We start from the raw sequence: 26,202 nt of genomic DNA, 5'->3' as shown, positions 1-26,202 counted from the left end.
TACGCTGCACTTAAGGCGGCAGGGACGACAGGCAAGGGTAAACTAAGGGAAGCGCCGCTGCGAGGAGGAGGGAATCATGGCCGACACCGCTGCAAAACCCGTCTGGTACGAATTGCTCACCACCGACATCGAAGCCGCACAAATCTTCTACGCCGATGTGCTCGACTGGACGATCGCACGCGCGCCCTATGAAGGCATCGACTATCGCATCGCGGCCGCACCCGACGATGCATCGATCGCCGGGTTGATGACGATGCCGCAGCCCGGCGCGCCGCCGTCGTGGCTGATGTATGTCGGCGTCGAGGATGTCGATGCCAGCGTCGCGCGCGTCACCGCGGCGGGGGGCGCGGTGCACATGCCCGCGATGACGATGGCGGGGGTCGGCCGGATGGCGATGCTCGCCGATCCGCACGGAGCGCCCTTCTATGTCATGCGCGGCGAAAGCGACGAGCCAAGCAACGCCTTCGCGCCGGGTGAGGCCGCCACCCCCGGCCACGCGGTGTGGAACGAACTCACCACCCCCGACCCGGCGGCATCGATCGCCTTTTACGCGGCGCAATTCGGCTGGCGGCAGGACGGCGCGATGCCGATGGGCGAGCTTGGCGACTATCAGTTCCTCTATGCCGGCGCCGAGGGCATCGGCGCGGTGATGGGGCCGATTCCAGGCGGGCGCGAAGGCTGGCAGCCCTATTTCCTGGTCGAGGACATCGACGCCGCGGTCGAGCGGCTGATCGTCGGCGGCGGCAGCGTGATCCAGGGGCCCGACGCAATTCCGGGGGACATGTATTCGGTAGTTGCCGAGGATCCGCAGGGGGTGCGGTTCGGGCTGGTGGGGTCGCGGGTTAGCTGAGCGGAAAGGCCCTCACCCTATCGCGCCTTCGGCGCTCTTCCCTCTCCCGCCTGCGGGAGAGGGAGGGAGGCGCGCAGCGCCGGAAGGGTGAGGGCCCGTCAGCCGCGCCCCCCTCAAGCAAACGCCGGCGCGGCGCGCAGATGCTGATACGCCGCGATCACTTCCTGCAGCCGCTGCTCGTAGCTGCGGTCGCCGCCGTTGCGGTCGGGGTGGAAGCGCCGCACCAGATCGGCGTAGCGTTGGCGCAGCGCACGGCGATCGGCGTCGGTGCCGAGCCCCAGTACCGATAGCGCGTCGCGATCGCTGCCCGACAGCGGGCGCCCGTCCTCGCGAGGCTGCTGCGCGCGCATCCGCTCGCGGAACCGCGCGCCGATCGCATCCATCGGATCGTGGAAATCGGCCCAGCGCGGCGGCCGGTCGGCGCCGTTGGTCGCAAAGGCGCGGGTTTCGCTTTCCCACCCGGCATAGGGTTTCTGCGCGTCGTAGATTTCGTCCGAGCTCATCCCCTGGAAGAAATTATACCGCGAATTGAACGCGCGCACATGTTCGAGGCACATCCAGCGATAGGGCGCGGGGCCGTCGCCCGATCGCCGCGCGCCCTCTTCGGCAGGCGCGCGAAACTCGCCGGGTTCGTCGCAGCCGGGGGTCGCGCATACCCGTCCATTGGCCTCCACACGCCCGTGAAACCTGCCTGTCGATCCGTTCTTGCTGTCGGTCCGCGCCACGCGGCTCCCCATCTTGTCACAAAACGGACTATATAGGCCCGATGAACCAGCCCGCCACCGCATCCGTCGAGGCAGCGATCACCGCGCGCCTGCACGACGCCCTCGCCCCGACGCATCTGATCGTCGAGAATGAAAGCCACCTCCACGCCGGCCATCTCGGCGATGACGGCAGCGGCGAATCGCATTTCGCGGTCGAGGTCGAAAGCGCCGCCTTCGCCGGCCTCAACCGTGTCGCGCGCCAGCGGCTGGTGAACCAGGCGCTCGCCGACTTGTTGGCCACCCGGATCCACGCGCTGCGTATGAAGGTGCGCGCGCCGGGAGAAAGCTGAGTGGCGTATAAATTATGGTATTGGTTGGCGGTGCAGGGGCGCGGCGAGTTCGTCCGGCTCGCGCTTGAGGCCGGCGGCATCAGCTACACCGATTGCGCACGCGAACAGGGCGATGAGGCGCTGCTCGCCGACCTGAACGACCGCACCGGCCGCACGCCCTTCGCGCCGCCCTATCTCGAGGTCGACGAGCTGGTGATCGCGCAGGTCGCCAACATCCTGCAATATCTGGGCGAGCGGCATCACCTCGCACCTTCGGGCATGGCCGACCGGCTGTGGCTCAACCAGTTGCAGCTGACGATCGCCGATTGCGTCGCCGAGGTGCATAATGTCCATCACCCGGTCGGCAGCGGTGCCTATTATGACGAGCAGCGCCCCGAAGCCGCGCGCGCCGCCGAACAATTTCGCGCCGAACGACTGCCCAAGTTCCTCGGCCATTTCGAGGATGCCGCCACCGCCAATGATGGCGAATGGCTGATCGATCATCGCTGGACCTATGCCGATACCTCGCTGTTCCAGCTGGTCGCGGGGCTGCGCTACATGTTCCCCAAGCGCATGGCGACGCTTGCTCCGGAGTATCCGGGATTGATGCGGATCCACGCGATGGTCGCCGAGCTGGCGGGGGTGCGCGCCTATCTTGCGAGCGAGCGGCGCATCCGCTTCAACCAGGACGGCATCTTCCGCCATTATCCCGAACTGGACGCCGCATGACCAATGACGACCTTGTCCTGCAAACGATCCTGCCGGTCAGCCACGATCTGGGCGGGTTCAAGGTCCACCGCACATTGCCCAATCGCGAACGCACGATGGTCGGGCCGTTCATCTTCTTCGACCAGATGGGGCCGGCGCTGATGGCGGCGGGGCAGGGGATCGACGTCCGCCCGCATCCGCATATCAACCTGGCGACGGTCACCTATCTGTTCGCGGGCGCGATCGGCCATCGCGATTCGGTGGGCAGCGACATCGTGATCGAACCGGGCGCGGTGAATTTGATGACCGCCGGCAGCGGCATCGTCCATTCGGAACGCTCGCCGGGCGAGGAGCGCGCCAAGGGGCCGGCATTGTTCGGCATCCAGACCTGGCTCGCGCTGCCCGAGGCCGACGAGGAAATCGATCCGGCGTTCGAGCATGTCGAGCGCGACGATCTGCCGGTGATCGAGGGCGCGGGCGCGCGGTCGCGAATCATCATGGGATCGCTCTGGGGCGCCACCGCGCCGACCACGACGCATGCGCAGACGATCTATGCCGATATCGCGCTCGATCCCGGCGGCAGCGTCCCGATCGACGATTCGGCCGACGAACGCGCGATCTATCTGGTCGAGGGCGATGCGACGCTCGATGGGATGAAGCTCGAACCGACGACGCTCTATGTGCTGCGCCCCGGCATCCGCGCGACGCTGCGCTCGGGCAGCGGCGCGCGCGCGATGCTGTGCGGCGGCGAAGCCTTCGCCACCCCGCGCCATGTCTGGTGGAACTTCGTCTCGTCGAGCCGCGACCGGATCAACCAGGCGAAGCACGACTGGAAGGCGGGCCTTTTCCCCAAGGTGCCCGGCGACGAGGACGAATGGATCCCGATCCCCGAAGCACCCAAGACGGTAAGCTATCCGTGACCTAAAATCCTCCCCCGCAGGGGGAGGGGGACCATGCGAAGCATGGTGGAGGGGGCGGGTACGGGCGACGCCGCTTGTGGCAAATCCCCCTCCCGCTTGCGGGAGGGGCTAGGGGAGGGCATGTCCTCAACCACAACGGGCGGCGGTGACCACAAGCCCTCCCCCGACCCAGTTTCAGGTGAACGATGCCCCGCATCGTTCAGGTCAGGCCGGGGGCCTGACCGACCTGAAACTCGCAAGCGGGAGGGGGGAAGAAAGCGGAGGCGAATCCATGCAGCACATCGCACTATCCACCGGCATCAGCCTCGACGTCGTCACCGCGGGCGATCCTGCGCATCCCGCGATGATCTTCCTCCACGGCTTCCCCGAATCGCACCGCACCTGGCGCCACCAGCTCCCCGAATTCGCGCGCGATCATTTCTGCATCGCGCCCGACCAGCGCGGCTTCGCACGGTCGGACAAGCCGAAAGGCGTCGACCAATACACCCCCGACAAGCCGGTCGCCGACCTGATCGCGCTCGCCGACCATTTCGGCATCGATCGCTTTACGCTGGTCGCGCACGACTGGGGCGGGGCGATCGCGTGGATGGCGGCGCTGCAGCAGCCCGGGCGGATCGAACGGCTGGTGATCCTCAACGCACCGCATCCGCTGATCTTCCAGCGCAGCGTCATCGACGATCCGGCGCAGCGCGCCGCCAGCCAATATATCCGCGCCTTCCGCAACCCCGAGCTCGAAAGCCATATCGACCGGATCGGGCTCGAGGCGTTCTTCGACACCAGCTTCGCCAAGCATGTCGATCCCGCGCTGATCGCGCCCGAAAAAGCCGCCTATCTCGACCAATGGTCGCAGCCGGGCGCGATCACCGCGATGCTCAATTGGTATCGCGCCAGCGCGATCCAGGTGCCCGAAATGGACGAGGTTATCTCGCGCCCCGCGTTCCTCGACGCGCGCTTCCCGCCGGTGACGATGCCGACCCTGGTGATCTGGGGGATGCAGGACCGCGCGTTGTTGCCGTGCCAGTTAGAGGGGCTGGACGCGCTGGTACCCAACCTCACCGTGGTCCGCATCGAAGACGCCGGCCATTTCGTACCCTGGGAAAAGCCCGAAGCGGTAAACGCCGCGATCCGCGATTGGCTGGCGGCGAACTAAAAGACCCAATGGGGGGCAGTATACCGTCCCCCGCCCTTGTTGCGCTCGCCCCACCCCCCACGTAAAGCGCCGCATCCCATGACCGATCGCATCATCATCGCCGTGCCCAAGGGCCGGATCCTCGCCGAGGCGCTGCCGTTGCTGGCGGCCGCCGGCGTCGTGCCCGAACCCGCCTTTTCCGACGAGAACAGCCGCGCGCTGCGCTTTTCGACCAATGTCGCGCATATCGACCTGATCCGCGTCCGCGCGTTCGACGTCGCCACCTTTGTCGCGCATGGCGCGGCACAGCTCGGCATCGTCGGGTCGGACGTGTTGATGGAATTCGCGTATTCGGAACTCTATGCGCCGGTCGACCTCGGCATCGGCCATTGCCGGCTGTCGGTCGCCGAACCCGCAGACCTGGCGGCACAGGACGACCCGCGCGGCTGGAGCCATGTCCGCATCGCCACCAAATATCCCGGCGTCACCCGCCGCCACTTCGCCGCGCGCGGGGTGCAGGCCGAATGCGTCAAGCTGAACGGCGCGATGGAGCTGGCGCCGATATTGGGGCTGGCACCGCGGATCGTCGATCTGGTGTCGTCGGGGCGTACGCTCAAGGAAAACGGATTGGTCGAGGTCGAGGTGATCGCCGAAGTCTCTTCGCGGCTGGTGGTCAACCGCGCGGCGTTCAAGACCAAGCCGGCAGTGGTGCCGCTGGTCGATGCGTTCCGGCGGGCGGTAGCAATGGCGGAGGCGGCATGATGGCGCGCGTTGCCACCACGAGCCCGCGCCCCCTCCGTTCGTTTCGAGCGAAGTCGAGAAACGCTGACCGGGCGATCCGCGGCGGTTTCTCGACTGCGCTCGAAACGAACGGGCTCTTTGAGGTACCCGCCGCATGATCCGCCTCGATTCCACCACACCGCGCTTCGCTGCCGACTTCACCGCGCTCGTCAACGCCCGGCGCGAAGCCGATAGCGATGTTTCGCGCGATGTCGCGATGATCGTGGGCAGCGTGCGCGAACAGGGCGATGCCGCGCTCCACGCTTTCACCAGCAAGTTCGACCGCCACGACCTCAACACCACCGGCTGGCGGATCGAGCGTTCGGCGACCAAGGCGGCGCTCGACGCGCTCGACCCCGATCTTCGCGCCGCGCTCGAACTCGCGCGCGACCGGATCACCACCTATCACGAGAAGCAGCGCCCCGCCGACAGCGACACCACCGACGCGCACGGTGTCCGCACCGGCGCGCGCTGGAACGCGGTCGATGCCGCCGGGCTGTATGTTCCGGGCGGGCGCGCAGCCTATCCGTCGTCGCTGCTGATGAACGTCATCCCCGCGCAGGTCGCAGGGGTCGAGCGGATCGTGATGGTCACGCCGACCCCCGATGGCGAGGTCAATCCGCTCGTCCTCGCCGCCGCTGAACTTGCGGGCATCACCGAAATCTGGCGCGTCGGCGGCGCGCAGGCGATTGCCGCGCTTGCCTATGGCACCGATCGGATCGCCCCGGTCGACGTCATCTGCGGCCCGGGCAACGCCTGGGTGGCAGAGGCCAAGCGCCAGCTCTACGGCGTCGTCGGCATCGACATGGTCGCGGGCCCTTCTGAAATCGTCGTCGTCGCCGATGGTCGCAACGATCCCGAATGGATCGCCGCCGATTTGCTCAGCCAGTCCGAGCACGACCCGACCAGCCAGTCGATCCTGCTCACCGACGATGCGGCGTTCGCCGATGCCGTAGCCGAGGCGGTCGACCGGCAGATCGGCGAGCTATCGACCGCCGAGGTCGCGCGCCGCGCCTGGGATGCCAATGGCGCGATCATCGTCGTGCCCAGCCTCGACGACACGATACCGCTGGTGAACCGCCTCGCGCCCGAGCATCTCGAGCTGGCGGTCGACGACCCGCAAGCCTTGTTCGCGCAGGTCCGCCATGCCGGATCGGTGTTCCTCGGCCGCCACACCCCCGAGGCGGTCGGCGATTATGTCGCCGGGCCGAACCACGTCCTGCCCACCGGCAGGCGGGCGCGCTTCGCCAGCGGCTTGTCGGTGCTCGATTTCATGAAGCGCACCAGCTTTCTCGCGCTCGACCCCGCCGGCCTCGCCGCGATCGGCCCCGCTGCCGTGGCACTCGCCACTGCGGAGGGCCTGCCCGCGCACGCCAAGTCGGTGTCGATCCGGCTCCCCACTTCCCCCTGATCCGTTCGTTTCGAGCGGAGTCGAGAAACCTGCCCGCGCCCGCCGCCGCGGCTTCTCGACTTCGCTCGAAGCCAGCGGTGGTGCTATGGACCCCATCATGACCAGCCCCAATACCCGTTCGCGCACCCAGGCGCGCGCCGCCGCCCGTCTCGCCGCCGTCCAGGCGCTGTACCAGCATGAGATGGAGGGCACCGCTGTCACCGCGTTGCTCCACGAATTCCACCAGCACCGGCTGGGCGCGACGATCGAGGACGCCGAATATATCGACGCCGACGTGCTGTTCTTCGACGACATCGTGAAGGGCACGACCGCGCGGGGGGCCGAGATCGACGGTATCGTCGCCGCCAAGCTCGCCACCGGGTGGACGCTCGACCGCCTCGACAAGCCGATGCGCCAGATCCTGCGCGCCGGCACCTACGAGCTGCTGGCGCGCGCCGATGTGCCGACCGGCGCGGTGATCAGCGAATATCTCGACGTGACGCACGCCTTCTACGACAAGCGCGAGGCGGGGTTCGTCAACGGCTTGCTCGACGCGGTGGCCAAGGAAGTGCGCGCGTGATCCTTCCCTCTCCCGCAAGCGGGAGAGGGTTGCGCAGACTTGGTTCGCGTTCTTCACGCGGACCTAGTCGAAGCTGGGTGAGGGTGCCGCGCTTGCCCTCGCAAGCGCGCGAGCCGAAGGCTCGCACCACCCTCATCCAAGCTGCGCTAGGTCGCTTCGCGACCAAGCTACGCTATCCTTCTCCCGCCAGCGGGAGAAGGTTCGGGTGAATGAATCCACCTTCCTCACCGCGCTACGCAGCCTCCCGCTGCACGCAGGCGCACGCGACCTCGCCGATGACACCGCCCTTCTCGGCGACCTCGTCCTCACCAAGGATTTGGTGGTCGAGGGAATCCATTTCCTACCCACCGATCCCGCCGCAGACATCGCCTGGAAGCTGGTCGCGGTGAATCTCTCCGATCTTGCCGCCAAGGGCGCGGTGCCGATCGGCATTCTGCTCGGCTATCCGCTCGCTGGCGATGACGGCTGGGACCGTGGCTTCCTCGAAGGGCTGCGCGAGATATGCCAAACCTTTGCCTGCCCGATCCTCGGCGGCGACACCGTCACCGCCAACGGCCCGCGCACGCTGTCGCTCACCGCGATCGGCCGCGCCACCGATCCCCCAGCACGCAGCGGCGCGCGCATAGGCGATGCGCTTTGGGTCACCGGCACGATCGGCGATGCCGCCGCCGGCCTTGCGATCGCGATAGGGGAACAGGGGCCGTCCGCGCTGCTCGCCGCCTACCGCCGCCCGCAACCCCGCCTTGCCGAGGGGCGCGCGCTCGCCCCCCAAGCCAGCGCGATGATGGACGTCTCCGACGGCCTGTTGATCGACGCCGCACGGATGGCGCAGGCAAGCCGCTGTGCGGTGATGATCGACCTTGCGGCGGTCCCGCTATCGCCTGCCTATGCCGCGCATATCGGCACCAATCGCGAAGCGCGCCTCGCCGCAGCCACCGGCGGCGACGATTATCAACTCCTCTTCGCACTCCCGCCCGACGCAACTCCGCCGGTCCCGGCCACCCGCGTCGGCAGCTTTGCGCAAGGCACCGGCCTGACCCTCACTCAAGCCGGCCACCCCGTCCCGCTGCCGCCGCGCATCGGCTATCAGCACGGTTGAGCCACCGCGCAATCGGGCAAAGCCTTGCGCGCCCCCCGCTTTTGGGTCTCTATTCGCGCCAGCGTGACCGAATGCGGCACCAGACCGCGGCGGCACCTTCAGGAAGAGGGACCATCAGCGATATGACGATCGTCTATTTCGCCATGCTCTGCGGTGTCGTCGCGGTGCTCTATGGCTTCGTGACCGCGCAAGCAGTCATCCGCGCCCCCGCCGGCAACGAAAAGATGCAGGACATCGCCGCCGCGATCCAGGAAGGGGCCAAGGCGTATCTCGGCCGGCAATATACCGCGATCGGCATCGTCGGCGCGATCGTCGCGGTGATCCTGCTCCCAACGCTCGGCATCTATTCGACGATCGGTTTCCTCATCGGTGCGGTGCTGTCGGGGGTTGCTGGCTATGTCGGCATGAACATTTCGGTGCGCGCCAATGTCCGCACTGCAGAGGCTGCGCGCACCTCGCTTCAGGGCGGCCTGACGCTCGCCTTTCGATCGGGTGCGATCACCGGCATGCTGGTGGCGGGGCTGGGGCTGCTCTCGATCGCGGGGATCTTCTGGTATTTGGTCGCGGTTGCGGGCGATGCCCCCAATGGCCGCCGGGTAATCGACACGCTCACCGCCTTGGCGTTTGGCGCATCGCTGATCTCGATCTTCGCGCGGCTGGGCGGCGGCATCTTTACCAAGGCCGCCGATGTCGGCGCTGACCTAGTCGGCAAGGTCGAGGCGGGAATCCCCGAGGACGACCCGCGCAACCCCGCCGTGATTGCCGATAATGTCGGCGACAATGTCGGCGATTGCGCCGGTATGGCCGCCGACCTTTTTGAAACCTATGTCGTCACGCTCGGGCTGACGATGGTGTCGATCGCCTTGCTGGTGCGCGCGCCGACCGAACAATTGCTGGCATTGATGGCGCTGCCGCTGCTCGTCGGCGGAGTGTGCATCCTCACCTCGATCATCGGCACCTATATGGTGCGGCTGGGCAGCAGCCAGTCGATCATGGGCGCGCTGTACAAGGGGTTCTGGACGACGATCCTGCTCTCGGTCCCCGCAATCTATGGCGCGACCGCTTATGTGCTGGGCGATATGCGCGCTGTGATCGGCGGGGCCGGCTTCCTCGATCCGGCAACCGATGGCCTCACCACCGAAGCCACGCTCGGGGCCGAGGCGATCGGCGGGATGGCGTTCACCGGCATGGACCTGTTCTGGTGCATGATGATCGGGCTGGCGGTCACCGGATTGCTGGTGTGGATCACCGAATATTATACCGGCACCAACCATCGCCCGGTCCGCTCGATCGCCAAGGCATCCGAAACCGGCCACGGCACCAATGTGATTCAGGGCCTCGCGATCAGCCTCGAATCGACCGCGTTGCCGACGCTGGTGATCGTCGTCGCGGTGGTCGCGGCGTATCAGTTCGCAGGTATCATCGGCGTCGCCTTTGCCGCTACTTCTTTGCTCGCGGTCGCCGGCATGGTGGTCGCGCTCGATGCCTATGGGCCGGTCACCGACAATGCCGGCGGCATCGCCGAAATGGCGGGGCTGCCCGATGATGTCCGCCAGCGCACCGACGCGCTCGACGCGGTGGGCAACACCACCAAGGCGGTGACCAAGGGCTATGCGATCGGCTCGGCAGCGCTCGCCGCATTGGTGCTGTTCGGGGCGTACACCACCGATTTGCGCGAGTTCTTCCCCGAGCTCACCGTCGATTTCAGCCTGTCGAACCCCTATGTCATCGTCGGGCTGCTGCTGGGGGCGCTGCTCCCCTATCTGTTCGGCGCGTTCGGCATGACCGCCGTCGGCCGCGCGGCGGGCGCGGTGGTGAAGGACGTGCGCGAGCAATTCGCCTCGAACCCCGGCATCATGCTCGGCACCTCGCGCCCCGATTATGCGCGCACCGTCGATATCGTCACCAAGGCTGCGATCCGCGAGATGATCGTGCCCTCGCTGCTGCCGGTGCTGTCGCCGGTCGCGGTGTATTTCATCGTCACCGCCGTCGCCGGCCAGGAACAGGGCTTTGCCGCTTTGGGTGCGATGCTGCTCGGGGTGATCGTCTCGGGGCTGTTCGTCGCGATTTCGATGACCAGCGGTGGCGGCGCGTGGGACAATGCCAAGAAATATATCGAGGACGGCAATCACGGCGGCAAGGGCAGTGAGGCGCATAAGGCAGCGGTAACCGGCGACACCGTCGGCGATCCGTACAAGGACACCGCCGGCCCTGCGGTGAACCCGATGATCAAGATCACCAACATCGTCGCGCTGCTGCTGCTGGCGGCGCTGGCGGGGTAGGGAGCCGCATTCGTCACCCCGGCCTCGTGCCGGGGTCCACGGCGCCCCGGCCACCACGCCTTAGCGTGCGCGGAACGGTGGACCCCGGCACGGAGGCCGGGGTGACGGTTAGGGGTTGCGCCAACGCTCAATCGTTTGATCCGAAACGGCAATAACCCACCGTCGACCACCACCGATCGACTCCATTGCGGAGCCACCCGCTGGACGGCACCCGCGACCCGCGCATCCTCCGCCCATGCGCAACCAGCTCTATTACGGCGACAATCTCGACGTGCTTCGGCGTCAGGTCGCCGATGCCAGCGTCGACCTCGTCTATCTCGATCCGCCGTTCAATTCGAATGCGGGCTATAACGTGTTGTTCAAATCGGCGAACGGCGCGGGCACCGACGCGAGTATCGAGGCGTTCGACGATACCTGGACCTGGGGCGACAGCGCCAAGGAAGCACTTATGGACATCGCCGCAGGCACCAATCGCCCGCTGACGGTGATGATGCAGGCGATGCACTCGGCGGTCGGCGAAAACCCGCTGATGGCGTATCTGTCGATGATGGCGGTGCGGCTGGTCGAGCTCCACCGCGTGCTCAAGCCCACCGGCTCGCTCTACCTCCACTGCGACCCCACCGCGAGCCACTACCTCAAGCTGGTGCTCGACGCTGTGTTCGGGGCGGAGAATTTCCGGAACGAGATTGTTTGGCAGCGGTCGACTGGGAAGGCGCTGATGACGCGCCGGCTACCGACGAACCATGATACGATTTTGGCCTATGGTAGAAGCGACGAGTCCGTTTGGAACCTCGAAGCTGTTTTCCAACGCTACGATCAACGCAACCTGCCTGAAAAGACCCGAACAAAATATTGCCATCGGGATGAACAGGGTAGGGTCTATCGGCTCGACAGCCTGATCAATCCAAACCCCAACCGGCCTAATCTAACCTATGAATTCTTGGGCGTTACCCGAGTCTGGCGGTGGACCAGGGTTCGAATGGAGCAAGCGCACGCAGACGGGTTGGTCATCCAAACCAGTCCGGGCCGGGTTCCCCAACTCAAGCGGTATCTCGACGAGCAACGGGGCGTCGCATTGGGCGATGTTTGGACCGACATTCCGCCGCTAAACTCCCAGGCCCAGGAACGCCTTGGCTACCCCACCCAAAAGCCCCGCGCGCTGCTCGAGCGGATCATCGCCGCCTCGTCCGATTCCGGCGATGTCGTGCTCGATCCCTTTTGCGGTTGCGGCACCGCGGTCGATGCCGCGCAGAAATTGGGCCGGCGCTGGATCGGCATCGACGTCACCCATATCGCGATCGGCATGATCGAGAACGGCTGCGCGAGGGCTATCCCGGCATCGATTTCGAAACGATCGGCGTGCCGCGCGATCTTGCCAGCGCCGAACGCCTTGCCGCCGACGATCCGCACCAGTTCCAGCAATGGGTGTGTTGGCAGGTCGGCGGCTATCCGCGCGACAAGAAGGGCGGCGACAAGGGGGTCGATGGCTGGTTCAACTATCTTGCGGGCACCCACGCTAGGGGTGGCGGGCGGATCGAAACCGGCGTCATCAGCGTGAAAGCGGGCGACAATGTCAGCCCCCATATGGTGCGCGATCTGGGCCGGGTGATGGAGCGCGACAAGCATCGCTTCGGGCTGTTCGTGATGAAGGCGATGCCGACGCGCGGCATGGTGCAGGAGGCCGCCTCGCAGCCGCTGATCGAAACCGAATGGGGCAAGTTCCCCGCGCTGCAGTTCGTCACCCTCGCCGAACTGATGATGGGGCTGAAGCCCAAGCTGCCGCCGACGATCAGCCCGGTGAAGAAGGCCACCCGAGTCGAAATCCGCCCGAGCCATCAACCCGGCGCGCAGCCTAGCCTGCTGTGATCCTTCTTCTGCCCCTCTCCCGCCTGCGGGAGAGGCCGGGTGAGGGCCTTCTAGTTTCACTCGCCCCCGTCGTTCCGCCAGCGCTGATGCCGACCGCGCCTGGCACCGTGGACCCCGGCACAAGGCCGGGGTGACGAAGAGGGGCTACGCTTCTACTCCATCCACTTCGTCATATGCGGCGAACACTTCCCTTTTCACGCTATACCGCGTATGGCGCACGCCACTTTGCGAACCCACGAGGACTATTTTTGGCTAAAGAAGAACTGCTTGAGATGCGCGGTCGCGTGGTGGAATTGCTCCCCAACGCGATGTTCCGGGTCAAGCTTGAAAACGATCACGAGATTCTGGGCCACACCGCGGGCAAGATGCGCAAGAACCGCATCCGCGTGCTGGTCGGCGACGAAGTGCTCGTCGAACTCACCCCCTATGATCTCACCAAGGGCCGGATCACCTATCGCTTCAAATAGCGGTTGGTGATGCTCGGGCGGTGCCCTTGCACCCTCGGTACCCAGCATAGCCACCCCGTTCGTTTCGAGCGTAGTCGAGAAACCGCCCCACGCGCCCGGATTGCCGTTTCTCGACTTCGCTCGAAACGAACGGCAATGTCGCGCCGGAACCCGCGGGACCTAGGAACCGCATGAACCTTGTCCTCGCCTCATCTTCCCCGCGCCGCTGCGACCTGCTTGCCCGCATCGGTGCGGTGCCCGTGCGCGTCGTCTCGCCCGATATCGATGAAAGCCCGCTGAAGGACGAAGCGCCGCGCGCCTATGCGCTGCGGCTTGCCATCGCCAAGGCGCGGGCGGTCCCCCGCGCCGACGACGAGATCGTGCTGGCGGGCGATACCACGATCGCGCTGGGACGGCGCATCCTGCCGCCCGCCGACACGCTCGATATCCAGCGCGACCTGCTGGGCAAGCTTTCGGGCCGCCGCCATCATTGCCTGTCGGCGATCTGCGTGATCGGTCCCGACGGCAAGCCGCGCACCCGGGTCGCCGACACCGTCGTCGCGTTCAAGCGGCTGACCCCGCAGGAGATCGAGCGCTATCTCGATTGCGGCGAAGGGCTGGGCAAGGCCGGCGGCTATGCGATCCAGGGCCGCGCCGAGGCATTCGTCCGCTTCCTGTCGGGCAGCCATTCGGGCGTGGTCGGCCTGCCGCTGTTCGAGACGCGCGCATTGCTCGAAAGCGCCGGGATCGTCCTTGGCTGAGTGGCTGTACGAAGCCGGCATCGGCGAAGCCCGCGCCATTTTGGTTTCGCGCGGCGAAATCTGGAAGGCGCGGATCGAGGTGGCAGCCGATGCCCCGCGAATCGGCGGCATCCACCGCGCACGGCTGAATGAGATCACCGGCCCGCGCACCGCCAAGGTGACACTCGACGGCGGCGGCGATGCGTTGCTCGAACCCTTTCCTGCGGGGACGACGCAGGGCGCTGCGCTGACGGTGCGGATCGTCCGCGAAGGCATTTACGAGCGCGGCAAGCTGCGGCTTCCAAAGGCGGTGCCCGGCGAGGGCGCGCCGCAGCCCGGCCCCGACCTGCTCGCGCGAATCACCGCCACCGGCCTGCCGGTCCGCCTCTGCCGCGCGCACGAGGCCGACGCGTTCGAGGAAGCCGGCTGGTCCGAAATGCTCGACGAGGCGGTCAGCGGCGACATCGCCTTTCCCGGCGGCTGGCTGCGCATGGCGGTGACCCCGGCGATGACCTTGTTCGACGTCGATGGCGCGCCGCCGCACGGCCCGCTGTCGATCGCCGCCGCGCACGCCGTCGCGCGCGCGGTCGAGCGCCACGGCATCGGCGGGTCGATCGGCATCGACTTTCCCACGCTCGCCAACAAGGCCGAGCGCCAAGCGGTTGCCGACGCGATCGACGCCGCGCTGCCGCAGCCGTTCGAGCGCACCGCGATGAACGGCTTCGGCTTCCTCCAAATCGTCCGCCGCCGCGAGCGCGCGTCGCTGCCCGAAGCGATCGCCGCCGATCGCGCGGGCTATGAGGCACGCGCGTTGCTGCGCCGGATCGAGCGTATTCCCCCGCCGCCACCGGCTTCCCATATCGTGCCCGAGGCGATCGCCCGCCGGCTGGCACGCCAGCCCGATTGGCTCGCCGAACTCGCCCGCCGCACCGGCGGCGAGGCGCGTTTCGAGACACGACAGGAGAACCGATGATGGCCCGGCGTTCCGGCTGCCCCGTATGCGGCCAACCCACGCTTGCCGAGCACAAGCCCTTCTGCTCGCGCGGGTGCAAGGACCGCGATCTGCTGCAATGGCTGGGCGAGGGCTATCGCATTCCCGGCGAGCATGTCGATCCCGACGATGCCGAAGGCGCACAAAGCAGGCTGGACACGTCCGGCGAGCGCGACTAAGACCCGCGCTCCCCGACGTCCCATCGGGTGCGCCCGAGTAGCTCAGTTGGTAGAGCATGCGACTGAAAATCGCAGTGTCGGCGGTTCGAATCCGTCCTCGGGCACCATTTCCCCACCGAAGAAATCCCACAGGTTGTTTCGCCCCGCGGCCATGCTAGCGTCGCGGCGATGTCGATCCTCCTGTCGCTGCTTGCCGTCCAAGCCCTTGCCGGCCAGGCCGTTGCCGCCGAGCCGCTAGCCGGCGCGCGCGTCGCTTTCGACCGCGATGGCGTGGCGCCGGCGCAGGCCGCTGGCTATGCCGACATCGCCGCCGCGCGCCGGCTGACCGCCGACGATCCGGTGCGCGTCGCGTCGATCTCGAAGCTGGCGGTGGCGATCGTGGTGCTGCGGCTGGTCGAGGCGGGAATGCTCGATCTCGATGCCGATGTGTCCGACCGGCTGGGGTGGCGCCTTCGCAATCCGGCGTATCCGCAGGTGCCGATCACGCTCCGGCTGCTGCTCTCGCACCGTTCGAGCCTGACCGATGCGGTCGATTACGTGCTGCCGCTCGATGCCGAATTGCGAAAGGTGGTCGCCGATCCGAAGGCATGGGACACCGCGAACGCGCCGGCGACCTATTTCCGTTACACCAACATGAACTATCCGGTGGTCGCCGCGATCATCGAGCGCGCCACCGGGCAGCGCTTCGACCGGGTGATGCAAGCGCAACTGTTCGGGCCGCTGGGGATCCAGGCGTGCTTCAACTGGGAAAGCTGCAGCGCGGCGACCGCGGCGCGCGCGGTGGTGCTGTACGAGCCCGACGGCACCGCGCTTCGCGACGACAATCGCGGTGCCAAGCCCGCCTGTTCGGTGACCCCCGCAACCGATGGCGCCTGCGACCTGTCGCGCTGGGTGGCGGGGCGCAACGGCGCGATCTTCTCGCCGCAGGGGGGGATGCGGATTTCGGCCAAAGGCCTTGCGCGGATCGGGCGATTGCTCGCTGGCGAAGGCGTGGTCGATGGCGTGCGGTTATTGTCGCCTGAGTCGTTCGCGGCGCTGGCGACCCCGCTCTGGACCTATGACGGCAGCAATGGCGAGACCGAGGGCGGTTTTTACTGCAGCTATGGGCTGGGCGTCACCTTCACCGCGACGCGGGTAGCGGGGTGCGCCGACGATCCGTTCGGCGACGGGCGGGTGCGGATCGGCCATGCCGGCGACGCCTATCGGCTACGATCGGGGTTGTGGGTCGATCGCGCGGGCGGCAGCGGCGTTGCCTATTACGCGACCGGGGTGGCGAGCGACGCGCCCAGGGGCAGTTCGGCGTTCACCGCGATCGAGGAACGATTGGCGCGCGGCCGATGAACCTTCGCCATGTCGAGATCTTCCACGCGGTCTATGTCCACGGATCGGTGAGCAACGCTGCGCGCGCGCTGAACGTGTCGCAGCCTTCGGTCACCAAGATGCTGCGCCATGCCGAGAGCCTGCTGGGGTTCGACCTGTTCACCCGCACCAAGGGGCGGCTGGTGCCGACCGAGGACGCGCATCAGCTGTTCACCGAGGCGAGCGCGATCCAGGAGCGGGTGCAGTCGCTGCGCGATACCAGCCGCAACCTGCGGCGTGGCGCTGGCACGCTGCGGATCTCGGCGCTGCCCTCGCTGGCGCTGGGGGTGTTGCCGAGCGCGGTGGCACGGGTGCTCAAGCGGACCCCGGGGGTGTCGTTCGACCTTCAGACCGTCCATCACGACGATCTGCTGCGCAAACTGTACGAGCGCGAATGCGATGTCGCGATCGCCTATGAAGTGCCGCCGGCAGCGCCGGTCGCGGCGCACGCGCTGGGCGAGGGCGAGCTGGTGGTACTGTACCGCGAGAGCGACCTGCCCGACGCCCCCGCGCGGCTCGACCTGGCGGCGCTGACCGATCGCCCGTTCATCAGCCTGGCGCGCAGCGGGCCGCTGGGGCAGATGTTCTCCGCCGAATGCGACCGGCTGGGAGTGGCGTTCGACGAAGTGGTATCGACGCGCACCTTCTACATCGCCGCCGCGCTGGTGCGCGCCGGAGTGGGGATCGCGGTGGTCGACAGCTTCACCGCGGCGGCGTCGCTGTCGGCGGGGCTGGCGTTTCGGCCATTGCGGCCGGCGATCACCTTCGACGTCCATGCGATGTTCCTCGAGAACCGCCCGCCCTCGACGCTGGCGCTGTCGTTCCTCGATGAACTCCGTGCCTCGATCGACGTCCTATAACCCGGCGTTATGACCCAGCCCCTGCGTCGCTATTCGCAGCCGGGCCGCCGCCGCTCTAGGGTTTGCGCATGATCCCGACCCCCTATCTCCTGTATCTTGGCCACAGCGATGATCCGCTGGGCATCAAGACCTCGCGCGGGCTCGCGCATTTCGTGCCCGAGCATTGCGTCGGCGAATTTCGCCACGACGATTGCCCGCTGACCTTGGGGATCGAGCGGCTGACGATCGAGGAGGCGCGCGCGCGCGGGGCCAACACGTTGGTGCTGGGGATCGCCAATCCGGGCGGCAGCATGGGGCAGGCGCTGGTAGAGGACGCGCTGGTGGCGATCGCATTGGGGATGCACGTTGCCGCGGGGCTGCACCATCGGCTGCGCGACGTGCCCGCCTTGGTCGAAGCGGCGCGCGCGGCGGGGGTGACGTTGTTCGACGTGCGCGATGCGCCCGCGGATTTGCCGGTGGGAAGCGGCCGCAAGCGCGCGGGGCGGCGACTGCTGACGGTGGGGACCGATTGTTCGGTGGGCAAGATGTACACCAGCATCGCGCTTCAACGGGCGATGCAGGCGGCTGGTCTCGCCGCCGATTTCCGCGCGACCGGACAAACCGGCATCCTGATCGCGGGGCGCGGAATCGCGGTCGATGCGGTGGTCGCCGATTTCATCTCGGGCGCGGTCGAGGTGCTTTCACCCGCGCGGAGCGACGATGGCTGGGACGTGATCGAGGGGCAGGGATCGCTGTTCCACCCGTCGTTCGCCGGCGTCTCGACGGGACTGCTCCACGGCGCCCAGCCCGATGCGCTGGTGCTGTGCCACGAGGCGGGGCGCCCGCACATGCGCGGGCTACCGCATTTCGCGGTGCCCGAGCTTGCCGAATGTCTCGAGGCGAACCTGCGCACCGCGCGGCTGACCAACCCTCAGGTGCAGGCGGTGGGGGTGTGCATCAACACCTCGCGTCTGGGCGAGGCCGAGGCGCTGGCATTCTGCGCCGATGCCGGGCAGCGATTTTCGCTGCCGTGCACCGATCCGGTCCGCTTTGGCGTTGCCCCCATCATCGAGGAGATCGCGCGTTGCTTCGCACCGTCGCCGCTCGCCACGACCGTTTCGGGCTGAAATCGCCCTTCCGCATCGCGCGCGGGGTGAAGACCGACGCCGATGTGGTCACCGTCGAGATCGCGGTCGCCGGCCTGACCGGGCGCGGCGAGGGGGTGCCCTATCCGCGCTATGGCGAGACGATCGAGGCGGCGCTGGCGGATATCGCCGCGGTCACCCCGGCGCTGGCGCAGGGCGCGGGACGCGAGGAGCTGCTGGTGCTGATGCCCGCGGGGGCGGCGCGCAACGCGGTCGATGGCGCGTTGTGGGACCTCGATGCGCAGCTCGCGCGAACGACGGTGGGAATGCTGCTGGGCCAACCGCCGCTGGTGCCGGTCGAGACCGCGGTGACAATCGGCATCGACACCCCCGAGGCGATGCACCGCGCGGCGATTGCGTTGGGTTCGGTGCCGCTGGTCAAGGTGAAGGTCGACGACCAGCTGGTGGCCGAGCGGATCGCTGCGGTACGTTCGGCATTGCCCGATGCGCGGATGATCGTCGATCCCAACGAAAGCTGGTCGATGGACCTGGTCGAGGCGATCCAGCCGGTGCTCGCCGATGCGCAAGTGGGGCTGCTCGAACAGCCGCTGCCCGCCGATGCCGATGCGGCGCTCGCCGGCTTCGTGCCGCTGGTGCCGATCTGCGCCGACGAAAGCGCGCACGGCATCGCCGATCTCGATCGGCTGCAGGGGCGCTACGCCTATGTGAACATCAAGCTCGACAAGACCGGCGGGCTGACCGCCGCGCTCGCCTTTGCCGATGCCGCGCAAGCTGCGGGGTTCGAGCTGATGCTCGGCTGCATGGTGTGTTCGTCGTTGGGGATCGCGCCGGCACTGGCGCTTGCCAGCCGGGCGGGGTTCGTCGATTGCGATGGACCATGGTGGTTGGCGCAGGATCGGGGCGGGGGGGTACGGATCGAAGGCGGGATGCTGCACCCGCCGGCGCCGGGCTTCTGGGGCGGGGTTTGATTAGCGGGACGGCACCGTCCCCCTCCCGCTTGCGGGAGGCGTTAGGGGTGGGGCTATCAACGTCCGGAGCACTGCTGGATGACCCCACCCCCGGCCCCTCCCGCAAGCGGGAGGGGGGCGACAGATGATGCGCGCCTGGTTCGCGATACCGCTGTGGCAGCGGGTGCTGGGCGGGTTGGTGCTCGGCGTGCTGCTGGGGCTGTTCTGGCCTGACGCCGCGCCTTCGGTCGCGTTTCTGGGGGATGTTTTCGTCCGGCTGATCCGCATGCTCGTCGCGCCGATCGTGCTGGTGACGATCGCCTCGGGTATCGCCTCGATGGCCGATCCCAAGCGCCTCGGGCCGCTTGGCGGCAAGACCGTCGGGCTGTTCGCCGCGACCACCTTGATCGCGGTCGCGCTTGGCATGGCGGTGGCGGTGGTGGTGCAGCCGGGGGTGGGGGCGGCGCTGGGGAGCGCGCAGGCGCAGGCTTTGGGCGAGCCAAGGACGCTGTATGATACGCTCGTCGGCATCGTGCCGCTGAACATCGTCGATGCGCTGGCCAAGGGCGACATGCTCGCGCTGATCTTCACCGCGATCCTCATCGGCGCTGGCACCGTGGTGGCGGGCGAGGCGGGGGCGCCGTTCGCGCGATTCCTGGCGTCGGCATCGAGCGTGCTGCTGACGATCGTTCGGCTGGTGATGGAGGTCACCCCGTTCGGCGTGTTCGCGCTGATCGCGGGCGCGGTCGCGGCCAATGGCGTTGCGGTGTTCGCCAATGTCGGCTGGCTGGCCTTGTGCGTCGTCATCGGATCGGTGTTGCAGATCGTGATCGTCCATGCCGCGATGCTCAAGCTGCTGGCGCGGGTGCCCATCGGGCGATTCTATCGCGGCATCGTCGATGCGCTGGCGATCGCGTTTTCGACCGCGTCGAGCTCGGCGGTGCTGCCGGTGGCGATCCGATGTGCGCAGGACAATCTGGGGGTGGCCAAGCCCGTTGCCTCGACCGTGCTGCCGCTGGGCGCGAGCATCGGCAAGGACGGCACCGCGATGTATGTCGGGTTGCTGAGCGTCTTCAGCCTGCAGGCCCTGAGCCATCCGATGGCGACCGCCGACTGGTTCGTGGTGCTGGTGACCGGCGCGCTGGCGGCGTTCGGCACCGCGCCGGTGCCGTCGGCATCGCTGTTCATGCTGGCGGCGGTGCTCGCGGCGGTGGGGGTGTCGCCCGAACAGACCGCGCTGATCGTCGGATTCGTGCTGCCGTTCGACCGGCTGCTCGACATGACGCGCACGGTGCCGAGCGCTTCGGCGAACCTGACGGTGGCGACGACGGTCGCGCGCTGGGAGGGGGCGCTTGACGATCGGTTGGCGGGGGTGCGCGCTGAGGGGCGCGAAGCAGGATAGGAGCGGGCGATGGGGGCAGGAACGAGCAAGGCGATGATGCTGGCGCTGCTGGCGCTGGCGGGGTGCGCGGCGCCTGGCCGCGTGCCGCTCGACCGCGCGGCTTCGCTCGACGAGCGCGTGCGCGCGGTGCTGTACGATCCTTCGGTCGCGGGGACGCGGTGGGGGTTGCTGGTAGTCGATGAGGCGGGGCGCGAGGTGGTGGCGATCGCGCCCGACGATCGCTTCCTGCCCGCGTCGAACACCAAGCTCGTCACGATCGCTGCGCTGCATGCCGAGCCGGGGCTGATGGCGACGCCGATCGAGGGGACTGCGGTCGCGATCGAGCCGGCGGTCGGCGCTAGCGATGTCGTGCTGGTCGGCAGCGGCGACCCGTTGCTGCGCGATACCGCCGATTGCATCGCCAATTGCCTCGCCACGCTCGCCGATGCGGTGGCGGCCCGGACCAAGGCGGTGCGCGGGGTGATCGGCGACGATCGCGCCTATCCCGACGAACGCTGGGGGCAGGGCTGGAGCTGGGACGATCTGCAGGGGCGCTATGGCACCGCAGTGTCGGCGCTGACGCTCAACGACAATGTCACCAGCGTTACCGTCACCGCGGGGGCGGTGCCGTTGGTCGTGAGCGAGGATGGCTGGTTCGCGATCGACAATCGGGTGGCGGCGGGGACGACCACAGCGCTTGATGTCGAGCGGCTGCCGGGCAGCCGGACGGTGCGGGTGTTCGGGACGATCGCCGCCGATGCACCGGTGCAGACGATCCGGCTGGGGGTCGATGATCCCGCCGAATGGGCGGCGTATCGCTTCGCGCGGTTGCTGCGCGCGCGCGGCGTGACGGTGGCCGAGGCGGCGAAGGGGCGGCATCGCGCGCCGGGGGACCCCCGGCCGGCGGTGACGGGAGTCGTCGCACGGCTCGATCCGCCGCCTTATGCCGAGGCGGTACGCGAGACGATGAAGGTCAGCCAGAATCTGTACGCCGAAATGCTGCTGCGGCGAGTGGCGGCGCGGCGGGGCGATCGCGGAACCGCCGATGGCTTTGCCGCGATCGACGCGATGTTCGCGCAGGCCGGCGTCGCGCGCGCGGAGTGGGACCTGTTCGACGGTTCCGGGATGTCGGTCTATAACCGGCTGTCGCCGCGCGCGGTGGTCGGGCTGTTGCGCTGGTCGCAGGCGCAGCCCTGGGGCGCCGACTATCGCGATACGATGCCGGTCGGCGGGGTCGACGGCACGCTCACCAATCGGTTCAAGGACACGCCGCTTGCCGGGCGGGTGTTCGCCAAGACCGGATCGCTCAAGGGGACCGCGGCGCTATCGGGGTTCCTGACTACCGCGAGCGGGCGGACGCTGACCTTTTCGTCGTTCGCCAATGACCGCCCCTCGGGCGGCGGCGCGACGACCCTGGCGGCCGAACGCGCGCTCAACCTGATCGCTGCCGAGTATTGACCACGCATCGCTAGGCGACGCGTCACAAACCCGCTTTACCGCCGCTGCCAAATCCATATGATACCGGTGACAACGCGGAATACCGCGGTACAGGGGACGGATGAATCGATGGCATTTCCGAATGACTGCGCCCTGGCGCTCGGCGCAGGGCCTGCGCGTGGCTGACCAGCAAATGGTGGGCGCGTGACCCGTTTATCGCGAGCGACGCTCGACCATCTGCCCACGAATGTCGGGCGGCCGGGCAATACCGGTGCGGACGTGCAGATCGGTATCGTCCATTTCGGCCCCGGTGCGTTCCACCGGGCGCACCAGGCGGCGTATTTCGATTCGCTGCTCGCCACCGACCCGCGCTGGGGGATCGCCGCGGTTTCGTTGCGTACCCCCGAGTTGGTCGAGGCGCTGGCAGCGCAGGACGGGCTCTATAGCCTGACGATCCTCGATTCCGCGGTCGAGACGCGGGTGATCGGCGCGCATCGCGCCTGGGTCGGGCCCGGCGAGGGCGCGCGGGTGCATGCGCTGCTCGCCGATCCGGCGGTGCGGCTGGTGACCAGCACGGTCACCGAGAAGGGCTATTGCCTGCGCAGCGACGGGACGCTCGATACCGCGCATCGCGATATCGTCCATGACGCTGCCAATCCCGACGACCCCCATAGCCTGATCGGCTGGATCGTCGCCGGGCTCGCCGCGCGGCGCGCCGCGGGCACCGAGCCGTTCGCAGTGCTGTGCTGCGACAACATGACGGGCAACGGGCGCAAGCTTCGTGCAGCGGTAATCGCGCTGGCCGAGATGCGCGATCCGGCGCTTGCTGCCTGGATCGGCGAGACGGTGGTGTTTCCCGATTCGATGGTCGATTCGATCACCCCCGCCACCGACGACGCACACCTCGCGCGCGCCGCCGGGGCGCTGGGGGTGGCCGACCTGGCCGCGGTACAGCGCGAGGCGTTCACGCAGTGGGTGCTCGAGGACGTCGCGCTGCCCGGCGATCCCGATCTGGCGAGCGTCGGGGTGATCCGCACCGGCGACGTCGCGGCCTATGAGCGCGCCAAGCTGCGTATCCTGAACGGCGCGCATTCGACGCTTGCCTATGTCGGGCTGGCGCGCGGCCATGCGAGTGTCGGCGAGGCGATGGCCGATGCACCGCTGGCGGCGTTCGTCGAGGCGATGGTCCGCGAGGACATCGTGCCTTCGCTTGGCGCGATCGCCGGCTTCGATGTCCAGGCCTATGCCGGTGCGGTGCTCGATCGCTTCCGCAACCCCGAAATCCGCCATCTGCTCTCGCAGATCGCCGGCGACGGGTCGCAGAAGCTGCCCTATCGCATCCTCGATACCGTTACCGAGGCGCGCGCGGCGGGACGCCCGATCGCGCGGCTGGCGGTGCCGATCGCGGCATGGATCGCCTTCCTGCGCGACCGCGCTGAACGCGGCGAGGCGATCGCCGATCCGCTCGCCGACCAGCTGGCGGCAGCGGTGATGGCGCAACCAGAGGGCGACGCGATCGTTGGGGAGATGCTGGCGATCGACGCGATATTCCCGGTATCGCTGGCGAACGACGCCGATTTCCGCGCCGCGGTGGCAAAGGCTTATCGCGACGTGACGGCGGGGGGCCTAGGTTGACCCGCAGCACCCCCGACCACGCACCAGCCCAGACGAGCATGACGATGGAGTTTTTGCGATGACCCGCCCGCTGAGGCTCGATCCCGATCGGCTGTTTCCCGCCGATCCGCACACCCGCGACATCGCGCGCGCGCTCTATGCCGAGGTCGCATCGCTGCCGATCGTCAGCCCGCATGGCCATACCGATCCGCGCTGGTTCGCGACCAATGCGAACTGGACCAACGCGACCGAATTGCTGCTGGCGCCCGATCATTATCTGTACCGCATGCTGTATTCGCAGGGGATCGCGCTCGCCGACCTCGGCGTGCCCGATCGCGACGGCGCGCCCGCGACCGATCCGCGCGCGGCGTGGCGCTTGTTCGCCGCCAACCAGCATCTGTTCCGCGGGACGCCGTCGCGGCTGTGGCTCGATCATGTATTCGCCGAAGTGTTCGGGTTCGAACAGGCGCTCGATGCCGGCACCGCCGACTTCTATTTCGACGCGATCGGCGAAGCATTGGCGAGCGATGCGTTCCGCCCGCGCGCGCTGTTCGAGCGCTTCGACATCGCGTTCCTAGGCACCACCGAGGGCGCCGACGATCCGCTGGCGCACCACGCCGCGATCCGCGCCTCGGGCTGGCAGGGGCGCGTCGCGACCACCTATCGTCCCGACGCCGTGATCGATGTCGAGCATGAGGGCTTTGCGACATCGATGGCGCGCTTTGCCGAACTGACCGGCGAGGACGTGTATTCGTGGCGCGGCTATCTTGCCGCGCACGCCAAGCGCCGCGCCGATTTCCGCGCGGCGGGGGCGACCGCGACTGATCATGGCCACGCCACCGCGCGCACCGCGAACCTGTCGTCTACCGAAAGCGAGGCGCTGTTCGCGCGCGTCACCGGCAGCGACTGGACCGCCGCCGATGCCGAGCTCTTCCGCGCGCAGATGCTGACCGAAATGGCCAAGCTGTCGTGCGACGACGGGATGGTGATGCAGATCCATCCCGGCAGCTTCCGCAACCACAACCACGGGCTGTTCGCGAGCCATGGCCGCGACAAGGGTGCCGACATCCCGATGCGCACCGACTATGTCGCCGCGTTGAAACCGATGCTCGACGTCGTCGGCACGCGCACCGATCTGACCATCATCCTCTTCACGCTCGACGAGACGACCTATTCGCGCGAGCTCGCGCCGCTGGCGGGGCATTATCCGTGCCTGAAGCTGGGGCCGGCATGGTGGTTCCACGACAGCCCCGAGGGGATGCGCCGGTTCCGCGAGCAGACGACCGAAACCGCGGGCTTCTACAACACCGTCGGCTTCAACGACGATACCCGCGCTTTCCTGTCGATCCCTGCGCGGCACGATGTCGCGCGACGAGTCGATTGCGGCTTCCTGGCGCGGCTGGTCGCCGAGGGGCGGCTGTACGAGGACGAAGCACACGATGTCGCCCGCGCGCTGACGGTCGGGCTGGTACGGCAGGCCTACAAGCTCGACGCGGACGGCGCCGCGCCGATCGCCGCGGCGGCATGACCACCGCCTTCTTCGGCGAGCTGCTGCTCCGCCTGTCGCCGCCGGGGCGCGAATTGCTGTTCCAACGCCCCAGCCTCGACGTCCATGTCGGCGGGGCCGAGGCGAATGTCGCGATCGGGCTGGCGAGCCTTGGCCATTCGGTGCGGATGCTGAGCGTGGTGCCCGACCACAAGATCGGCGAGACCGCGCGCGGCGAGTTGCGGCGGCACGGAGTCGACGTTCGCCATGTCGAGGCGGCGCCGGGGCGGCTGGGGCTGTATTTCCTCACCCCCGGCGCGGGGCTTCGCGCGTCGGAGGTGATCTATGATCGCGCGCATTCGGCGTTCGCGTTGCGCGGCGCCGAGGATTGGGACTGGGACCGGCTGCTCGAGGGCTGCGACGCACTGCACCTGTCGGGGATCACCCCGGCGCTGGGGCCCAATACCGCCGCCGCCGCGCTAGCCGCCGCGCGCGCGGCCAAGGCGCGCGGGATGCGGTTGTCGTTCGACGGCAATTATCGCGCGCGGCTGTGGGAAGCGTGGGACAGCGATCCGCGCGGCGTGCTGACCGAACTGGTGGCGCACGCCGACATCCTGTTCGGCAACCATCGCGATGTCGCGCTGCTGCTGGACAAGCCCTTTTCGGGCGACGGTACCGAGCGGCGGCGCGAGGCGGCGCTGGCGGCGTTCGAGGCTTTTCCGAACCTAGGCGTGATCGCCTCGACCGCGCGCGACGTGATCGATGCCGATCACCACCGGCTGTCGGCGCGGGTCGAGACGCGCGAGGCGGTGTGCCAGACCGACGAGGTCTCGATCGCGGGGATCGTCGACCGGATCGGCGCGGGCGATGCTTTCGCCGCAGGCGTGCTGCACGGGCTGGCGCAGGGCGGGCCCGACCAGGCGGCGCGCGACGGGCTGGCGCTGACGTGCCTCAAGCACTCGCTACCGGGGGATGCTAGCCTGTTCACCGTGCGTGACCTGGCGGCGTTTCACGACGAGGGGCTCGACGTCAGGCGCTAG

General features: G+C 68.0%; 26 protein-coding genes and 1 tRNA gene. 26 read left to right on the top strand and 1 reads right to left on the bottom strand.

Translation table 11 applies throughout. From position 1 onward, the window contains the following. Positions 1-76 precede the first annotated feature (76 nt). Entirely contained in the window at positions 77-850 is a 774-nt protein-coding gene (locus tag OKW76_RS09410; RefSeq protein ID WP_265548654.1) for a VOC family protein, read from the top strand. Positions 851-963: 113 nt separating this feature from the next. On the opposite strand, the gene OKW76_RS09405 is transcribed toward OKW76_RS09410, so the two are convergent. After that, complete coding sequence (locus OKW76_RS09405) at positions 964-1,587, bottom strand: J domain-containing protein (RefSeq protein ID WP_265548653.1); 624 nt, start codon at positions 1,585-1,587, stop codon at positions 964-966. 29 nt (positions 1,588-1,616) lie between these two features. On the opposite strand from OKW76_RS09405, the gene OKW76_RS09400 reads away from it, so the two are divergent. From OKW76_RS09400 to OKW76_RS09280, 25 genes are all read left to right on the top strand, one after another. Further along, positions 1,617-1,904: a BolA family protein gene (locus tag OKW76_RS09400; protein ID WP_265548652.1), complete on the top strand. Its 288-nt coding sequence runs from the start codon at positions 1,617-1,619 to the stop codon at positions 1,902-1,904. Further along, positions 1,905-2,612, top strand: a complete 708-nt coding sequence (locus OKW76_RS09395) for a glutathione S-transferase (RefSeq protein WP_265548651.1) — start codon at positions 1,905-1,907, stop codon at positions 2,610-2,612. It begins immediately after the preceding gene. Continuing rightward, positions 2,609-3,511, top strand: coding sequence for a pirin family protein (locus OKW76_RS09390; protein WP_265548650.1), 903 nt, complete (start codon positions 2,609-2,611; stop codon positions 3,509-3,511). Before OKW76_RS09395 ends, OKW76_RS09390 begins: the two co-directional genes overlap by 4 nt. Before the next feature lie 271 nt (positions 3,512-3,782). After that, a complete protein-coding gene (locus OKW76_RS09385; protein ID WP_265548649.1) occupies positions 3,783-4,661 on the top strand; it encodes an alpha/beta fold hydrolase in 879 nt (292 codons plus the stop codon). 78 nt (positions 4,662-4,739) lie between these two features. Continuing rightward, positions 4,740-5,402: an ATP phosphoribosyltransferase gene (gene hisG / locus OKW76_RS09380; RefSeq protein WP_265548647.1), complete on the top strand. Its 663-nt coding sequence runs from the start codon at positions 4,740-4,742 to the stop codon at positions 5,400-5,402. Between the two features lie 133 nt (positions 5,403-5,535). After that, positions 5,536-6,831: a histidinol dehydrogenase gene (gene hisD, locus OKW76_RS09375; protein WP_265548646.1), complete on the top strand. Its 1,296-nt coding sequence runs from the start codon at positions 5,536-5,538 to the stop codon at positions 6,829-6,831. 97 nt (positions 6,832-6,928) lie between these two features. Next, entirely contained in the window at positions 6,929-7,390 is a 462-nt protein-coding gene (gene nusB, locus OKW76_RS09370) for a transcription antitermination factor NusB (RefSeq protein ID WP_265548645.1), read from the top strand. A gap of 205 nt (positions 7,391-7,595) precedes the next feature. Then, positions 7,596-8,489: a thiamine-phosphate kinase gene (gene thiL, locus OKW76_RS09365; protein ID WP_265548644.1), complete on the top strand. Its 894-nt coding sequence runs from the start codon at positions 7,596-7,598 to the stop codon at positions 8,487-8,489. Positions 8,490-8,611: 122 nt separating this feature from the next. Then, on the top strand, positions 8,612-10,771 hold the full coding sequence (locus OKW76_RS09360) for a sodium-translocating pyrophosphatase (protein WP_265548643.1): 2,160 nt from the start codon (positions 8,612-8,614) through the stop codon (positions 10,769-10,771). A gap of 352 nt (positions 10,772-11,123) precedes the next feature. After that, the gene (locus OKW76_RS09355) at positions 11,124-12,329 is read left to right on the top strand and encodes a site-specific DNA-methyltransferase (RefSeq protein ID WP_265548642.1); all 1,206 of its coding nucleotides are present in this window, start codon (positions 11,124-11,126) and stop codon (positions 12,327-12,329) included. Then, positions 12,326-12,637 carry a hypothetical protein gene (locus OKW76_RS09350; RefSeq protein ID WP_265548641.1) on the top strand — a complete coding sequence of 104 codons (312 nt, stop codon included), beginning with the start codon at positions 12,326-12,328 and terminating at the stop codon, positions 12,635-12,637. Before OKW76_RS09355 ends, OKW76_RS09350 begins: the two co-directional genes overlap by 4 nt. Positions 12,638-12,885: 248 nt before the next feature. Next, a complete protein-coding gene (gene infA / locus OKW76_RS09345) occupies positions 12,886-13,104 on the top strand; it encodes a translation initiation factor IF-1 (protein ID WP_033923152.1) in 219 nt (72 codons plus the stop codon). Positions 13,105-13,274: 170 nt separating this feature from the next. Further along, entirely contained in the window at positions 13,275-13,844 is a 570-nt protein-coding gene (locus OKW76_RS09340) for a Maf family protein (protein ID WP_265548640.1), read from the top strand. After that, positions 13,837-14,796, top strand: coding sequence for a ribonuclease (locus OKW76_RS09335; protein WP_265548639.1), 960 nt, complete (start codon positions 13,837-13,839; stop codon positions 14,794-14,796). Before OKW76_RS09340 ends, OKW76_RS09335 begins: the two co-directional genes overlap by 8 nt. Beyond that, positions 14,793-14,993, top strand: coding sequence for a DNA gyrase inhibitor YacG (locus tag OKW76_RS09330; protein ID WP_256505436.1), 201 nt, complete (start codon positions 14,793-14,795; stop codon positions 14,991-14,993). The genes OKW76_RS09335 and OKW76_RS09330 overlap by 4 nt, the downstream gene beginning before the upstream one ends. A gap of 31 nt (positions 14,994-15,024) precedes the next feature. Beyond that, positions 15,025-15,100, top strand: a tRNA-Phe gene (locus tag OKW76_RS09325). Positions 15,101-15,161: 61 nt separating this feature from the next. Next, positions 15,162-16,334: a serine hydrolase domain-containing protein gene (locus tag OKW76_RS09320; protein WP_265548638.1), complete on the top strand. Its 1,173-nt coding sequence runs from the start codon at positions 15,162-15,164 to the stop codon at positions 16,332-16,334. Beyond that, entirely contained in the window at positions 16,331-17,212 is an 882-nt protein-coding gene (locus OKW76_RS09315; RefSeq protein ID WP_265548637.1) for a LysR family transcriptional regulator, read from the top strand. Before OKW76_RS09320 ends, OKW76_RS09315 begins: the two co-directional genes overlap by 4 nt. Positions 17,213-17,280: 68 nt before the next feature. Next, entirely contained in the window at positions 17,281-18,318 is a 1,038-nt protein-coding gene (gene dgcN / locus OKW76_RS09310) for an N-acetyltransferase DgcN (RefSeq protein ID WP_265548636.1), read from the top strand. After that, entirely contained in the window at positions 18,276-19,265 is a 990-nt protein-coding gene (gene dgcA / locus OKW76_RS09305; protein WP_265548635.1) for an N-acetyl-D-Glu racemase DgcA, read from the top strand. Before dgcN ends, dgcA begins: the two co-directional genes overlap by 43 nt. Before the next feature lie 124 nt (positions 19,266-19,389). After that, a complete protein-coding gene (locus OKW76_RS09300) occupies positions 19,390-20,646 on the top strand; it encodes a dicarboxylate/amino acid:cation symporter (RefSeq protein ID WP_265548634.1) in 1,257 nt (418 codons plus the stop codon). A gap of 9 nt (positions 20,647-20,655) precedes the next feature. Continuing rightward, positions 20,656-22,083 carry a D-alanyl-D-alanine carboxypeptidase/D-alanyl-D-alanine-endopeptidase gene (gene dacB / locus OKW76_RS09295; protein ID WP_265548633.1) on the top strand — a complete coding sequence of 476 codons (1,428 nt, stop codon included), beginning with the start codon at positions 20,656-20,658 and terminating at the stop codon, positions 22,081-22,083. 183 nt (positions 22,084-22,266) lie between these two features. Beyond that, positions 22,267-23,697 carry a mannitol dehydrogenase family protein gene (locus OKW76_RS09290; RefSeq protein ID WP_265548632.1) on the top strand — a complete coding sequence of 477 codons (1,431 nt, stop codon included), beginning with the start codon at positions 22,267-22,269 and terminating at the stop codon, positions 23,695-23,697. Positions 23,698-23,755: 58 nt separating this feature from the next. Further along, positions 23,756-25,204, top strand: a complete 1,449-nt coding sequence (gene uxaC, locus OKW76_RS09285; RefSeq protein ID WP_265548631.1) for a glucuronate isomerase — start codon at positions 23,756-23,758, stop codon at positions 25,202-25,204. Continuing rightward, positions 25,201-26,202 (top strand): sugar kinase, encoded by a 1,002-nt coding sequence (locus tag OKW76_RS09280; RefSeq protein ID WP_265548630.1) that lies wholly within the window; start codon positions 25,201-25,203, stop codon positions 26,200-26,202. Before uxaC ends, OKW76_RS09280 begins: the two co-directional genes overlap by 4 nt.

It is taken from the genome of Sphingomonas sp. S1-29 (genome assembly GCF_026167545.1).
Classification (GTDB): domain Bacteria; phylum Pseudomonadota; class Alphaproteobacteria; order Sphingomonadales; family Sphingomonadaceae; genus Sphingomonas.
Note: the sequence above shows the minus strand (reverse complement) of the source record. Positions and strands in the feature narration are given on the sequence as shown.

Excerpts from the sequence above, each read along its gene's own strand:
- OKW76_RS09410 (WP_265548654.1), top strand. The coding sequence starts at position 77 with ATGGCCGACACCGCTGCAAAACCCGTCTGGTACGAATTGCTCACCACC.
- OKW76_RS09405 (WP_265548653.1), bottom strand. The coding sequence starts at position 1,587 with ATGGGGAGCCGCGTGGCGCGGACCGACAGCAAGAACGGATCGACAGGC.
- OKW76_RS09400 (WP_265548652.1), top strand. The coding sequence starts at position 1,617 with ATGAACCAGCCCGCCACCGCATCCGTCGAGGCAGCGATCACCGCGCGC.
- OKW76_RS09390 (WP_265548650.1), top strand. The coding sequence starts at position 2,609 with ATGACCAATGACGACCTTGTCCTGCAAACGATCCTGCCGGTCAGCCAC.
- OKW76_RS09385 (WP_265548649.1), top strand. The coding sequence starts at position 3,783 with ATGCAGCACATCGCACTATCCACCGGCATCAGCCTCGACGTCGTCACC.
- hisG (WP_265548647.1), top strand. The coding sequence starts at position 4,740 with ATGACCGATCGCATCATCATCGCCGTGCCCAAGGGCCGGATCCTCGCC.
- hisD (WP_265548646.1), top strand. The coding sequence starts at position 5,536 with ATGATCCGCCTCGATTCCACCACACCGCGCTTCGCTGCCGACTTCACC.
- nusB (WP_265548645.1), top strand. The coding sequence starts at position 6,929 with ATGACCAGCCCCAATACCCGTTCGCGCACCCAGGCGCGCGCCGCCGCC.
- OKW76_RS09360 (WP_265548643.1), top strand. The coding sequence starts at position 8,612 with ATGACGATCGTCTATTTCGCCATGCTCTGCGGTGTCGTCGCGGTGCTC.
- OKW76_RS09340 (WP_265548640.1), top strand. The coding sequence starts at position 13,275 with ATGAACCTTGTCCTCGCCTCATCTTCCCCGCGCCGCTGCGACCTGCTT.
- OKW76_RS09330 (WP_256505436.1), top strand. The coding sequence starts at position 14,793 with ATGATGGCCCGGCGTTCCGGCTGCCCCGTATGCGGCCAACCCACGCTT.
- OKW76_RS09320 (WP_265548638.1), top strand. The coding sequence starts at position 15,162 with ATGTCGATCCTCCTGTCGCTGCTTGCCGTCCAAGCCCTTGCCGGCCAG.
- OKW76_RS09315 (WP_265548637.1), top strand. The coding sequence starts at position 16,331 with ATGAACCTTCGCCATGTCGAGATCTTCCACGCGGTCTATGTCCACGGA.
- dgcN (WP_265548636.1), top strand. The coding sequence starts at position 17,281 with ATGATCCCGACCCCCTATCTCCTGTATCTTGGCCACAGCGATGATCCG.
- OKW76_RS09300 (WP_265548634.1), top strand. The coding sequence starts at position 19,390 with ATGATGCGCGCCTGGTTCGCGATACCGCTGTGGCAGCGGGTGCTGGGC.
- dacB (WP_265548633.1), top strand. The coding sequence starts at position 20,656 with ATGGGGGCAGGAACGAGCAAGGCGATGATGCTGGCGCTGCTGGCGCTG.
- uxaC (WP_265548631.1), top strand. The coding sequence starts at position 23,756 with ATGACCCGCCCGCTGAGGCTCGATCCCGATCGGCTGTTTCCCGCCGAT.
- OKW76_RS09280 (WP_265548630.1), top strand. The coding sequence starts at position 25,201 with ATGACCACCGCCTTCTTCGGCGAGCTGCTGCTCCGCCTGTCGCCGCCG.